Origin of the sequence: Streptococcus australis, assembly GCF_047463015.1 — a bacterium.
Taxonomy (GTDB): Bacteria; Bacillota; Bacilli; order Lactobacillales; family Streptococcaceae; genus Streptococcus; species Streptococcus australis_F.
Genome location: NZ_JASHER010000003.1, coordinates 14,355 through 27,797, shown reverse-complemented (window position 1 = coordinate 27,797; position 13,443 = coordinate 14,355). Strand labels below are relative to the sequence as shown.

Annotated in this window: 10 protein-coding genes; 4 read left to right on the top strand and 6 right to left on the bottom strand. The window is 41.7% G+C overall.

Annotation, left to right across the window (positions count from 1 at the left end; translation table 11 throughout):
• Positions 1–143: 143 nt before the first annotated feature.
• Positions 144–2,969: a phosphoenolpyruvate carboxylase gene (ppc, locus tag QM873_RS03865; RefSeq protein WP_270285301.1), complete on the bottom strand. Its 2,826-nt coding sequence runs from the start codon at positions 2,967–2,969 to the stop codon at positions 144–146.
• Positions 2,970–2,997: 28 nt separating this feature from the next.
• Complete coding sequence (gene ftsW / locus QM873_RS03860) at positions 2,998–4,236, bottom strand: cell division peptidoglycan polymerase FtsW (protein WP_414278841.1); 1,239 nt, start codon at positions 4,234–4,236, stop codon at positions 2,998–3,000.
• A gap of 247 nt (positions 4,237–4,483) precedes the next feature.
• Between ftsW and QM873_RS03855 the strand changes: the two genes are divergently transcribed.
• From QM873_RS03855 to QM873_RS03845, 3 genes are all read left to right on the top strand, one after another.
• Positions 4,484–5,347, top strand: coding sequence for a GH25 family lysozyme (locus QM873_RS03855; RefSeq protein WP_270285299.1), 864 nt, complete (start codon positions 4,484–4,486; stop codon positions 5,345–5,347).
• 86 nt (positions 5,348–5,433) lie between these two features.
• Positions 5,434–5,907 carry an aminoacyl-tRNA deacylase gene (locus tag QM873_RS03850; RefSeq protein ID WP_270308800.1) on the top strand — a complete coding sequence of 158 codons (474 nt, stop codon included), beginning with the start codon at positions 5,434–5,436 and terminating at the stop codon, positions 5,905–5,907.
• Between the two features lie 14 nt (positions 5,908–5,921).
• Positions 5,922–6,545, top strand: a complete 624-nt coding sequence (locus tag QM873_RS03845; protein WP_350018600.1) for a histidine phosphatase family protein — start codon at positions 5,922–5,924, stop codon at positions 6,543–6,545.
• 311 nt (positions 6,546–6,856) lie between these two features.
• On the opposite strand, the gene lysS is transcribed toward QM873_RS03845, so the two are convergent.
• The 4 genes from lysS to QM873_RS03825 form a co-directional block, all read right to left on the bottom strand.
• On the bottom strand, positions 6,857–8,347 hold the full coding sequence (lysS, locus tag QM873_RS03840; protein WP_023027082.1) for a lysine--tRNA ligase: 1,491 nt from the start codon (positions 8,345–8,347) through the stop codon (positions 6,857–6,859).
• A 183-nt stretch (positions 8,348–8,530) separates the two neighbouring features.
• The gene (locus QM873_RS03835) at positions 8,531–9,883 is read right to left on the bottom strand and encodes an ABC transporter permease (RefSeq protein WP_414278840.1); all 1,353 of its coding nucleotides are present in this window, start codon (positions 9,881–9,883) and stop codon (positions 8,531–8,533) included.
• Positions 9,883–10,578 carry an ABC transporter ATP-binding protein gene (locus QM873_RS03830; RefSeq protein ID WP_414278839.1) on the bottom strand — a complete coding sequence of 232 codons (696 nt, stop codon included), beginning with the start codon at positions 10,576–10,578 and terminating at the stop codon, positions 9,883–9,885. The genes QM873_RS03835 and QM873_RS03830 overlap by 1 nt, the downstream gene beginning before the upstream one ends.
• A complete protein-coding gene (locus QM873_RS03825; protein WP_195323720.1) occupies positions 10,562–11,719 on the bottom strand; it encodes an efflux RND transporter periplasmic adaptor subunit in 1,158 nt (385 codons plus the stop codon). The genes QM873_RS03830 and QM873_RS03825 overlap by 17 nt, the downstream gene beginning before the upstream one ends.
• Positions 11,720–11,919: 200 nt before the next feature.
• Between QM873_RS03825 and gorA the strand changes: the two genes are divergently transcribed.
• Positions 11,920–13,269, top strand: coding sequence for a glutathione-disulfide reductase (gene gorA / locus QM873_RS03820; RefSeq protein WP_414278838.1), 1,350 nt, complete (start codon positions 11,920–11,922; stop codon positions 13,267–13,269).
• Positions 13,270–13,443 lie beyond the last annotated feature (174 nt).

Genomic DNA, 13,443 nt, shown 5'->3' with positions numbered 1-13,443 from the left:
TCTCATTTCCACTTCTTTTTTGAAATAAACAGCTAGATATTTTATTCTTTGCGACCAATTTTCGCGTTTTTTCACAATCATTTTCACTTTATTCCAGTAAAAAACCAATCCCTTTAATCGGGATTGGTTGTAAGGGCTCACGATTAACCAGAATTACGCAATCCTGTTGCGACACCATTAATCGTGATATGAATCAACTTGTCCTGATCAGCAGGCAATTCGCCGCGTCTCTGGCGTTTAATTAATTCTAATTGAATATAGTTTAGAACATTAAAGTATGGCATACGATAATCTAAACTATCTTTTAGATAAGGGTTCTCAGCTAAGAGTTCATCATGACCTTCAATCTGTAAAATAACATCCTTAGTCAATTGCCACTCGTCCAGGATAATATTGAAGATGTCACGAACTTCCTCTTCTTCACATAGCTTGGCATATTCAAATGCAATGTTCATATTGGCTTTTGAGAGCACCATGTCTACGTTTGAAAGAAGGGACTTGAAGAATGGCCATTTTTTGTACATATAACGCAAGGTTTCAATGTTTTCAGGATCTGCATCAATAAATTCTTTAAAACTGGATCCTACACCGTACCAGCCAGGGAACATCACGCGGCTCTGTGACCATGAGAAGACCCATGGAATGGCACGCAAACCACCGATTTCTTTGATGGTCTTACGGGCTGCTGGACGGGAACCAATATTGAAACTAGAAATGGCCTTAATCGGACTGGATTCGAAGAAGTAATCATAGAAATGTTCATTGCCAAAAACCAGTTCACGATAAATATCATAGCTACGATTGACAATCTGATCCATAATCTCATTGTACTGATCGGACATGCTCTTTTCACTCTTCATCTTAGCAATCATCCGGTTAATTGTTGCAGAGACCAACATTTCTAAGTTGTAATAAGCTGCATCCTTATTCCCATATTTGTTGCCAATGACCTCACCTTGCTCAGTCAAACGAATTCGGTCATTAATGGATCTTAATGGTTGTGAGGTGATAGCTTCATAGGTTGGGCCACCACCACGACCAACCGTTCCACCACGGCCATGGAAGAAGGTGATCTTGACACCAAATTCGTCGCCAATCGCTGTTAATTGTTGTTGGGCCTTATAAAGAGTCCAACAAGAAGATAGATAACCACCGTCTTTGTTACTATCTGAATAACCAAGCATAATTTCTTGGTAGTTATTCTTAGAAGCAATCCAGCGTTTAGCTATTGGAAGTGAAAGATACTTTCTCATCGTATCCTCAGACTGATCTAAGTCTTCGATCGTCTCAAAGAGGGGAACAATTTGCACACGTGCGCTTTCCTTATCAATCAGTCCCACTTCTTTCAACATGATGGCCAACTCAAGCATATCAGATACACTGGTCGCGTGAGAAATAATGGTTTGACGAATGACATCTTCTCCTAAGCGGTCTTTTAATTCACGCGCTGTTTGGAAAATAGCTAATTCTTTCTCAAGCAATTCTGATTTTTCTGCATGGGTAGCAGATAAAATCCGAGGATCTTCTAACAACTCTTGTAACAACAACTCGCACTTTTCGTCTTCTGATAAATCACTGTAGTGATCATTAATCCCTGCTTCCTTTAATAGTTCTGCAACACAGGCTTCATGGACACTCGAATCTTGACGCATATCAATCGAAGCCAAGAAGAATCCAAAGACTTCTACTGCTTCTAATAACTCAGCAAACTCACCTGAGATTAAAGCCTCTGCCTTATTTTCAATCAATGATTCTTGAATCAGGGTCAAATCCTGTTTAAATTCTTCAACTGTTTCGTAATAAGGAGGACGATCTTCTGCCAACTCTTGGATAGCACCACTGATACGGGTACCAATATAATCGGAAACCACTCCTTGTTGATGGGTGTGAGCACCGAGAAGACGTTCAATCGGATGGCGCTCATCTACTGTTGAGCCAACTACTGACCATTCCTTAATATTCAATAAGGTTTGGACCAATTTGGATTGAATATAATGGAAGGCTCGACGGTAGGGTTCCTTCTCTCTAAAGACAGAGGTATCACTCGAACGGGCCGCCATCTCTTCAACCGCTTGACTGGTTTTTGAAAGATTGGTAGAAAGGGAGAAATTCCGATATAGGCTAGATATTTTCTGAATATAGTAGTTTAGAATAACTTCACTTTGAATGGTAGCTGATCGCTTCAAGGTCTCAGCAGTTACAAAAGGATTCCCATCCCGGTCTCCACCAATCCACATTCCCATCGTAATCGGTTTAGGTTGCTGTAACTCGATCCCTTGCTCCTTGGCAAGACGTTTGTATTCCAACATTAAGTTAGGAACAGCCTGAAGGAAGGAACTATTATAGTATTCCATGACATTGGTAATCTCATTTGTTACCTTGAGTTTCTTTTCACGGATCATATCGGTTTGCATCATAATTTCAATATTTCGACGCAAATTATTGTACCATTTGGTCTCGTTCATCAAGCCTGCTTTTACATCCCGGTGTTGGCGCAAAAGGCTGTGAATCTGAGTGGTTAGGTCCAACATGGTTTTCCGTTGCACTTGGGTCGGATGAGCTGTCAATACTGGTACCACGTTGAGGCGTTCCAAAATTTCCTGAGCATTTTCAGTCTCAGCCACCTGGCGGATGGTTGACGATAGTTTCCCTAGATAGTCCTGTCCCACATTATTCTGATGATTGATTTCAAAAGCCAAATCGACATCTTCAGAGATATTAATCAATAAGGGGAGAATGGCAAAGTATCGAGAAATCACGATCATCTCTTCATTTGATAGCTCTCTAACAATTTGATCCAATTTTAAATAGTCTTTTGAGACAGATAGTTTTTTCAATTCAAGAATCTTATCAAAGGTTTCTGGACTCACCAAATTTTTAGCAATGTCTTCTAAAATAGTGGTTAAAATCTCAACTTCTTCTTTGATAATCTCTTTGTTGGTATAGCTCTCTAGTTTTTGTAAAGTCATGATAACTCCTTTCTTTACTCACTCCGGTTTAGTAATAGCTTTGGATTTTCTGAGGCTTCTCGTAAGAAGGGGCCTCTTGAATAGCCCGGGCGCGCTTTTCACTCGCATCAATATTCAAGACAAGGGCAATCGCAATAGATAAGACCCACAAACTATTTCCTCCTTGTGATAGGAAGGGGAAGGTCACCCCTGTCGAAGGAATCAACCCAGAAATCCCACCAATATTAATAAAGGTTTGAGTCAGAAGCATCCCTCCTATACCGATGGCCATCATCGAATTAAATGGATCTCTAGCCCGTATCCCCACAAGAATAATACGCAAAATTAAGAAGAACAACAAGGCTAAGATGAGACTAGCTCCCACAAAACCAAGTTCTTCAATGACGATCGAAAAGACAAAGTCTGTATGTGCTTCTGGCAAATACCCTTGCTTTTCAATCGAATTTCCAAGACCTAAGCCAAACCAGCCCCCATTACTCATGGCGTAATAGGAATTGGCCAATTGGTGTCCAGAATCTGATAAATCATTAAAGGGGTTATAAAAAGCACTGAAACGTTTCGCTACATATCCAAAAACAGGGATTTTAGAAAATCTCTCAACCCCAATTAACTGAATGGAATAAAGGAGAACAGTCGATCCCCCCACTAGCATAGCTAATAAGCTTGAGAACCAGCGGTAGGCTATCCCACTTGCACTAATCATGATTAAAGTTGTTAGTGCGAGAATGGTCGCATTTCCTAAGTCTGGCATGATGACTACAATAGCGATCAAGAAGAGCACCATCCAACGCCAATCTGCCAAATCACGAGGAATCCATTGATTATGGGTAAGTGCCTGGTAATCATATTGCTGAATCTCTTCTTGCTTTTTAGAGAAAACTAAGGCCAAATACCAAACTAGGATAATTTTCAAGTACTCAGCTGGCTGAATAGAGAAACCTCCAAAATTCAACCACCCATGCGCCCCATTCACCGTGTCTGTGATAAAACGCGATAGCAAGAGAAGGATCGTCTCCGCAATGATAACAATCCCAATGAAAGCCTTTTTCTTAAGGTTATTCAATTTTACCTTATAGATAAAGAGAATGGTAACCAAACTCAGAACAAAAAAGATTCCCTGGCTTTTGATCATCCCAAAAGGACTAACTCCTTTTTGGATGGCTAATGCACTCGTTGTCGAGTAGACAATAATCAATCCTAATATTGACAAAAGGAGGTACGGAATCAGGATTGAATAGTTTAAAAAATGACGTTTTTCTAATTTCATGTAACACCCATACTTCTAATTTTCAGTCTTCATTATATCACCTTTCAATAGTAAAAAAAAGGAAATACCAAATAAGATTCGGTTTTCACCTGTCATAGAGGATTAATCAGATCAGTCTAGCCCTTTTTTTTCCTCCTACTAGCTTAGTCCAAAAAAGTAATCCGCATTTTTACGACAATCGTTTGTTTTTGCGCTTTCAGACCCTTTGTTTTGCCTTTTTCCATCTTTTGCGGTAAAATGATTCTGTATGAGAAAAAGGATTAAACCAATTGTCCTCTTCGTCTTTTTCCTAAGCATCTTTTCCTTTCTGCTCATTTCTAAAACAGTAGCAGATATTCAAAGGAATCAACTTGCTAGAAGCAAGACTACACAAGAGGCAAAGAAAACCAATCAATCAAAACTCCCATCTAGTTCTTCTTCTGACTCAGTAGAAGAACTAGATCAAGAATTTTTGAATCGACCAATTATTGACATCTCTGGTTGGCAATTGCCAAGCGAGATTGATTATGATCTCTTAGCACAGAATGTTTCTGGAGTCATTGTTCGCGTTCATAGTGGCGCTCAAGCTAAAAAAGAAAATGCTGCGACTTATTTAAATGGAATAGACAAATCATACGAAACTCATATTAAAGAGTTTCAAAAACGAGATATTCCAGTTGCGGTATATGCTTACGTAGCTGCCAAGGACAAGAAAGAAATGGAAAAGGAAGCAGAAGAGTTCTATCAGGCATCCAAAAAATACAAACCAACCTATTATTGGCTGGATGTAGAAGAAAAAACCATGGGTGATATGAACGCTGGAGTGGAAGCCTTCCGTGCCAAGCTAGCATCATTGGGAGCCAAAAATATCGGAATCTATATTGGGACCTATTTCATGGAAGAACATAGTATCTCCACTGATAAATTTACCGCCCTCTGGATTCCAACTTATGGGTATGATGATGGCTATTACAATGCAGCTCCATCTACTGATGATGAGTATGATCTTCACCAGTACACCTCTCAGGGGCAATTGAATGGCTTCACCCACTACTTGGACTTAAACCAGATTGCACCTACACAAGATCAAGAAAAAATCTACCGAAAACTATTTACAGTAGAAAAGAATTAAAAGAGGCAGACGCCTCTTTTTCTCTTAAACTGCAACTCAAAGAGTATGATATAATATTAGAAAATTTAGAGAAAGACAACAGTAAGATGGCAAAAAAACAAAAAGTAAAAAAAACATTGGTTGAACAAATCTTACAAAAAGCAAAAATCCCCCATACAGGACTACAAATTAATGCCCTTAAGGGAATGATTCCAGAAGGGATTAGGACTGAGCAAATTTATAAGACACTGGCCCTTACAGGTGATAAAACTGGTCCTGTTATCGGAATTGTTCCCATCTCTGCGCACTTGTCAGAGAAAAAATTGGCCAAACTATCTGGCAATAAAAAAGTCAGTATGATTCCACAGAAAGATTTAGAAAAAACAACAGGCTATGTTCACGGGGCCAATAATCCTGTTGGCATTCGACAAAAACACAACTACCCCATTTTCATTGACCAATCTGCCTTGCAACTTGATCAGATGATTGTCTCTGCAGGTGAAGTTGGTCACAGTATTCAAATCAAGGCGCAAGATTTAGCTGATTTGGTCAAGGCTAGCTTCGAGGACTTGGTCGAGTAAAGGATAAAACTACTATGAAACTATATTTTGTCCGTCATGGACGCACTGAGTGGAACGAGGAGGGCCGTATCCAAGGGGCAAACGGCGACTCCCCGCTTTTAGAATCTTCCATACAGCAGTTAGAAGCCTTGGGTCGGCATCTATCTCAAACACGCTTTGATGCGGCTTATTCAAGCGATTTGCCTAGAGCCGTCCATACTGCTCAAATCCTCCTCAAGCAAAATCAGCATCCTACCTCCCTCCAAGAGACTCCTGCTCTACGGGAATGGCAGCTTGGTAGGCTAGAAGGTGGAAAAATTGTGGAGTTGAAAGCTCTCTATCCTGAGGAAATGAAGGCTTTCCGACACGATCTATCACAATTCCATCACGACCTATTTGAGGCAGAATCCGTTTCTGAAACAACCAAGCGTACCTGTGATTTTGTGAAAAGCCTGAAAGGAAAAGAGTTCGATACCGTTCTTATCGTTGGACATGGGGCGAATTTAACAGCTTCCATTCGGACCCTACTTGGCTATAAAGCAGAGGAACTCCGTAAAAACGGTGGCCTCAACAATGCTAGTGTGACCATTTTGACAACAGATGATTTTGAGCACTTTTACTTAGAAACTTGGAATGATACCTCTTATTTGGAGACTTAAAAACACTGATTGCAAGATAATTGTTTTAGAATAGAGGCAAAGTTCACTTAGAAACTTTCCTTAGGTGAATGCGGACGTCAGCGAACTTCGAAGAAGTTCCATGACTTAGTTTTGGACCTAAGGTTCCAAAACTCCCGAGTTCCTGAAACAATTTAGTTTCAGGAACTTTTCTCACTGCGGAAAGTTTTTAATCTTCTTAAATAACAAAAAAATAAAAGATATTTTTTGAAAATCATCTAGTTGTCTTATGTAAAACAATAGTCTGTATACATTCAAAAACACTGATCTTGTGATCAGTGTTTTCTTTTAGCTTATTTCATAGTTGGGAAGAGCAATACGTCACGGATAGTAGTCGTATCAGTAAGGAGCATGCAGAGACGGTCGATACCGATTCCGAGTCCTCCTGTTGGTGGCATACCATATTCAAGAGCTTCAATATAGTCGTAGTCAATACCAGTCGCTTCATCGTCTCCCAATTCTTTGGCGCGTGCCTGCGCTTTGAAGCGTTCCAATTGGTCGATTGGGTCGTTCAATTCTGTAAAGGCATTGGCATATTCCTTGGTCATGATGAAGAGCTCAAAACGATCCGTGAAACGAGGATCTTCATCATTCTTCTTGGCCAATGGAGATACAGCTACAGGGTGTCCATAGACAAAGGTTGGTTGTGTCAAGGTTTCTTCCACATATTCTTCGAAGAAGGCATTGATGATGTGACCTACTTCAGTGTAGTGTTTTTCAACTGGCACATGTTTTTCTTTGGCAAGGGCTACTGCTTCTTCAAAGCTCATTTCCTTCCAGAAATCAACGCCAGCAATTTCCTTGATCGCATCCACCATGTGGACACGCTTGAATGGTTCATTGATCTTGATTTCAGTTCCTTGGTAGTTAACAGGACCATCCCCATGAATAGCTTTCGCAGCGTGTTGGATAATCCCTTCCGTCAAGTCCATAATATCTTGGTAGTCAGCATAGGCTTGGTAGACTTCGATGGAGGTGAATTCAGGGTTATGAGTAGCATCCATTCCTTCGTTACGGAAGATACGGCCAATCTCATAAACGCGCTCCATTCCACCAACAATCAAGCGTTTCAAGTGAAGTTCGGTCGCAATCCGAAGTACCATGTCAATGTTTTGGGCATTGTGGTGAGTGATAAACGGACGGGCAGATGCTCCACCAGCTTCATTGTGAAGGACAGGCGTTTCTACTTCAAGGAAGCCTTGACCATCCAAGTAACGACGGATTTCTGAGATGATTTTCGAACGGGTTACAAAGCGGTTAAAGCTTTCACGGTTAGAAATCAAATCCAAGTAGCGTTTGCGGTAGATGGTTTCCACATCAGACAAGCCATGGAATTTTTCAGGCAAGGGACGAAGGGCTTTAGACAAGTGTGTGATGTGAGTAGCTTTGATGGAAAGCTCACCCATGTCAGTCCGCATCACTTCTCCTTCTACCCCAAGGAAATCTCCAAGGTCAGCCTTTTTGAAAATTTCATAATTTTCTTCACCAACTGCGTCTTTCCGAACGTAAATTTGGATCTGACCTTCACGGTCTTGAAGGTGGGCAAAACCAACCTTCCCTTTCCCACGTTTGGTCACAAGACGGCCTGCAATAATGGCTGTTTCGTTCAAGTCATGAAGTTGTTCTTTATCTAATTCTGAATATTTTTCTTTCAATTGACCAGAATCTGCAGTTCGTTCGAATCGCTTTCCAAATGGGTCGATTCCTTGTTCACGAAGGGCCGCCATCTTTTCACGACGGACAATCTGCTGGTCATTTAATTCTTCCATATGTTCAGTAGTCATTTGGAACCTCCTAAGTTATTCTCCCCTATTTTATCATATTTGATGGGGAAATACACTATTCTTGAGCAGGAAAAATGAAAAAAGGAATGGAAGGAAAGGGTTCCTTCTCCCTTTTCCATCACATTCCATTCATTCATAATCAAATTTTACTTCATCCGAGTCAACTATATAGGTCATTCATCCTTATTCATAGCGAAGAGCTTCAATCGGATCGAGTTTTGATGCCTTGCTTGCTGGTAAGATACCAAAGACAATTCCGACACAAGCTGAAAAGATGATACTTCCGATAGCCACTGACATGGAGACGACTGGTGGTCCTTCTAGAGCACCTGCGGCAGCTGTGGCGATGAGGGCATTGACACCATAGGCCAATCCCAGACCGAGAATTCCTCCCATCATGGTCAAGACCATGGATTCGATGAGGAATTGAATCAAGATTTTTCCACGAGTAGCTCCAAGAGCTTTTCTCAGACCGATTTCACGTGTCCGCTCAGTCACAGATACCAACATGATATTCATGACCCCAATCCCACCAACGAGAAGGGAGATTCCTGCAATCGCTCCGATGACTGTTGTCATAATACTGAGCATTTGATTGGTCTGCTCCAAGATACTATCCATGTTAAAGATTTGGAACTCTCCTTGGCGAACTCCCGATAACTCGGTTAATTTTTTCGCCGCTTCGATCCCAGTTGGTTTAATCTGTTTGACATCCGGGATATGCACCACAATAGTAGAAATTTCTTCTGTTCCAAATTCTGAAGCTACTTGGGTATTGGCCATCAAGGCACTTCCTCCAGAAGAAACCCCGTATAATGCAGATCCAGCATTTGGATCCTTGAAGATCCCTACCACCCGATAGTTGTTGTCTCCGACAGCAACCACTTGGTTGAGGGCACTTTCCGTCTCAAATAAGGTCGAAGCTAAGCCTTCATCCAACATGATGACCCGTGAGAAACTCTGATAATCTGAAGGATTCAGTTTTCTTCCTGAAACCAATTCAAATTTTCTTACTGAGAAATAAGTATCATTGACTCCCATGATATTGACCCCTTCAGATTTTTTCTTCTGATAGGAGATAGTGGCATTGGCCGTATTACCAACATAGTAGCCATCAATGCCAGGAATCTTGGTCAATTCCTTGACCCATTCTTCTTGAACGACGGGTGGTGTTTCAAGTATTGGGTTGTCAACGTCCTCGCTACTTTCCTCTCCATAGCCAGCTGGCGGTGACATTCCTTGGTCTTCTTCACTGGCAACACCGCCTTCGCCACCACCTTCTGCGCCTCCTTCTTCTGAGACAGGTTCCGGGCCAAGATTAAAACCAGTCATGTAGCCACTCTTTCGGGCGGAATAGGAAATCTGAACATATTGTTGATCCTTGGTAAAGGTCTTAGTCACTCCCGCTTTCATCCCATCTCCGAGAGCCATGATGACAACGACTGAGGCAACCCCGATGATAATCCCTACCATGGTTAAGAACGATCTCATTTTATGTCCCATAATGGAACTAATGGCGAATTTCCAGTTCTGCATCAGGCCCTCCTTTCGTTGCGGCTATCCGAAGAAATCACTCCATCTCGAATGACAATCTGACGTTTGGCATAGGCAGCAATCTCCGTTTCATGGGTCACCATGATAACGGTTTTTCCTTCTTGATTGAGGGCTGTCAAAAGCTCCATAATCTGATCGCCGGTCTTGGAGTCAAGAGCTCCTGTTGGTTCATCCGCTAAGATAATAGAAGGATGATTGACCAAAGCACGCGCGATGGCCACCCGTTGTTTTTGCCCTCCAGACAATTCCGAAGGAAGGTGGTGCATCCGCGTATCTAGCTCAACTTTCTTTAAAAATTGTTCAGCTAATTCTTTTCTTTTAGAAGGATTTACTCCTGCATAAATCAAGGGAAGCTCGACATTTTGAAAGGCATTGAGTTTCGATAGGAGAAAGAATTGTTGGAAGACAAAGCCTATTTGCTCATTGCGAACCTGGGCTAATTTCTTCTCACTAAGATTTCCTACCTCTTCCCCCTCTAGCCTGTACTCACCGCTGGTCGGACGATCCAGAAGACCAATGATATTCATTAGGGTAGATTTCCCAGAACCGGAAGGTCCCATAATAGCTAGAAATTCCCCTTCTTCCACATCTAAATGGATATCCTTTAATACCTGTAGGGTTTGATCGCCATTTTGATAACTTTTATTGATGTTTTTCAGCTCAATCAATTTTGTCATATTTTCCGACCTCTTTCCCATCTTCCAAATCTCCAGAAGGGTTGATGATCACTTGCGCATCTTTCTTCAAACCAGATAAGACTTCTTGATTTTCTGCATCTGCATTTCCTAAGGTAACATTGACTTTTTTAGCCTTGCCAGCTTCAATCGTCCAAACATAGCTTTGATCGCCGTCTGATAAGACACTTGTCACAGGAACTAAAGGATGGATGGTTGAACTTTTTACTTCAATATTGACAGAGAAACCTTGTTTCAAATCACCAATCTCACTGGTAATATCGACCGTAAACGGATATTTAGCTCCCCCTGTTCCTTGTCCAGAACCTGCGGCATTTGCACCAGCCTGACCAGCATCTGTCGGATAGTTGGCAACGTAGCTAATCTTTCCAGTCCATTTTTTCCCAGGATAGACCTTAGAGGTTAAGGTCACTTCCTGACCAACTGAAATGTTGGCTAGATTGTACTCAGACAACTCACCTTTTACTTGAAGGTTTCCATTGCTGACGATATGAACCAGGGTTTGATTGGTTCCGGTTGTTGATTTGGAGACATCTTTATTGACTTCTACAACCGTTCCATCTGTACTACTTTTTACGGTTGTAGCATCCAACAAGGCCTTGGCTTTTTCCATATTGGCTACTGCATCTGCACGAGCATCGCGCAAATCACCCACTTGTGTATCCAAGGAGCGTTGGGCTTGAGAGGCCGAACTACTATCTGCTTCCTCATCCCCTGTTGTATCAATTGTCACTCCATTGGTCAAGAGATCGTTCAATTGACGATCTGCCTTATTGACCGCACGTACCGCCGCGTCATAGGCAGATTGCGCTTCTGTACTACTATATTGAACAATAGCTTGGCCAGCGGTTACTTGATCCCCGACATTCACTAGGATGGATTGCAAATCTCCTTTGGTTCCGTCAAAGTAAATATATTGTTCTTGATTGGCTGTGACCTTACCTGTCAATAGAACAGAGGAAGCAATCGAACCTTCTTTCACGGTTTGTACCATAGGTGTCATATCGACCATTTCTTCAGGGCCACTACCTGATTTTCCAAAAGCAAGCCAGCTCCCCATTCCTACAACTGCTATTGCAGCACCTGTCGCTGTAATAATTTGCCATTTTTTAAATTTCTTCATTTCTTTCCTCCAGTATTCGAAAGCGTTTCAATTTATAAGTTTAGTATATCATATTTCCTCATTTTTCAATTCAGAATCATCTGTTTTGCACGTTTTTTTTGCTATCTTGTTTTCTCCTCCTATTCAACGATGGTAATTTCTTGATTTTTGTAACCTTTGTTGTTACAATGAAAGTGTAAATCAACAAAGGAGTACTGACCATGAAAGAATTTGATATTATCTCCATTGGTGGAGGTAGCGGAGGGATTGCTACCATGAACCGAGCTGGAGAACATGGAGCCCGCGCTGCTGTTATTGAAGAAAAGCAGCTAGGTGGAACCTGCGTTAACAAAGGATGTGTCCCTAAAAAAATTATGTGGTATGGCGCCCAAATTGCTGAAGCCATTCGTGATTACGGTCCAGATTATGGGTTTACTTCTGAACAGACCCATTTTGATTTTGCGACCTTAAGAAAAAATCGCGAAGCCTATATTGATCGGGCTCGTTCTTCTTATGATGGTAGTTTTAAACGAAATGGTGTGGAGTATATCCAAGGTCGCGCACGCTTTGTCGACGCCCATACAGTTGAAGTCAACGGGGAAACCATCAAGGCTAAACACATTGTGATCGCTACAGGGGCTCATGCTTACATCCCAGATCTAGTTGGAGCAGAACTAGGAGAAACCTCTGACGATGTCTTTGCTTGGGAAGAACTACCAAAATCAGTTGCCATTATTGGCGCTGGCTACATTGCGGTAGAACTAGCCGGTGTCCTCCATGCCCTTGGTGTTAAGACAGACCTCTTCGTTCGAGGTGATCGTCCCTTAAGAAAGTTTGATTCTTACATTGTCGATGGCTTAATGGAGGAGATGGATAAACAAGGATTGCCTCTCCATCCTCACAAGGTTCCTGTCCGACTCACGAAGGAAGAAAATGGTCAAATCCGAGTTTATTTTGAAGACCAAACATCTTTTGTTGCTGATCATGTCATCTGGGCGACTGGGCGCAAACCAAACGTCCAAGACCTCAATCTAGAAGCTGCAGGCGTCACCTTAAATGAAAAAGGATTCATTGCAGTAGATGAATACCAGAATACGGTTGTTCCTGGCATCTATGCTCTTGGAGATGTCACGGGCGAAAAAGAATTAACTCCTGTCGCTATCAAGGCAGGGCGTACCCTATCCGAACGTCTCTTTAATGGAAAAACCGATGCTAAAATGGACTACGCAACCATTCCGACCGTTGTCTTTTCTCATCCAGCGATTGGTACAGTCGGTCTCACTCAAGAAGAAGCCGAAAAACAATATGGAAAAGACGCTATCAAGGTCTATACTTCAAGTTTCGCCTCTATGTATTCAGCAGTGACCCAGCATCGTCAGTTGGCTAAATTTAAACTCATCACTGTAGGACCGGAAGAAACCGTTGTCGGTCTCCATGGTCTTGGGTATGGGGTGGACGAAATGATCCAAGGATTTGCTGTTGCTATCAAGATGGGAGCTACAAAAGCCGATTTCGATGCAACTGTCGCTATTCATCCAACTGGATCCGAAGAATTCGTTACCATGCGCTAATATCAGAAAAGGTTTGTTTGACAAGCCTTTTTCTTCTGTTTTTATTTTAATGGATCATCATTGGAGCTACCATAGTCTAATCTTTCATTTTAACTTTCTTTCCTTACATTTTTGTAAGATAAGAAGGTTTGATAAGATAACCATCAGATTCAAAAATAGATTTCAACATCCATA

What these genes read in the sequence shown, in the direction of transcription:
- ppc (WP_270285301.1), bottom strand. Translation starts at nt 2,969, where the DNA reads ATGACTTTACAAAAACTAGAGAGCTATACCAACAAAGAGATTATCAAA.
- lysS (WP_023027082.1), bottom strand. Translation starts at nt 8,347, where the DNA reads ATGACTACTGAACATATGGAAGAATTAAATGACCAGCAGATTGTCCGT.
- ftsW (WP_414278841.1), bottom strand. Translation starts at nt 4,236, where the DNA reads ATGAAATTAGAAAAACGTCATTTTTTAAACTATTCAATCCTGATTCCG.
- QM873_RS03845 (WP_350018600.1), top strand. Translation starts at nt 5,922, where the DNA reads ATGAAACTATATTTTGTCCGTCATGGACGCACTGAGTGGAACGAGGAG.
- QM873_RS03830 (WP_414278839.1), bottom strand. Translation starts at nt 10,578, where the DNA reads ATGACAAAATTGATTGAGCTGAAAAACATCAATAAAAGTTATCAAAAT.
- QM873_RS03825 (WP_195323720.1), bottom strand. Translation starts at nt 11,719, where the DNA reads ATGAAGAAATTTAAAAAATGGCAAATTATTACAGCGACAGGTGCTGCA.
- QM873_RS03855 (WP_270285299.1), top strand. Translation starts at nt 4,484, where the DNA reads ATGAGAAAAAGGATTAAACCAATTGTCCTCTTCGTCTTTTTCCTAAGC.
- QM873_RS03850 (WP_270308800.1), top strand. Translation starts at nt 5,434, where the DNA reads ATGGCAAAAAAACAAAAAGTAAAAAAAACATTGGTTGAACAAATCTTA.
- gorA (WP_414278838.1), top strand. Translation starts at nt 11,920, where the DNA reads ATGAAAGAATTTGATATTATCTCCATTGGTGGAGGTAGCGGAGGGATT.
- QM873_RS03835 (WP_414278840.1), bottom strand. Translation starts at nt 9,883, where the DNA reads ATGCAGAACTGGAAATTCGCCATTAGTTCCATTATGGGACATAAAATG.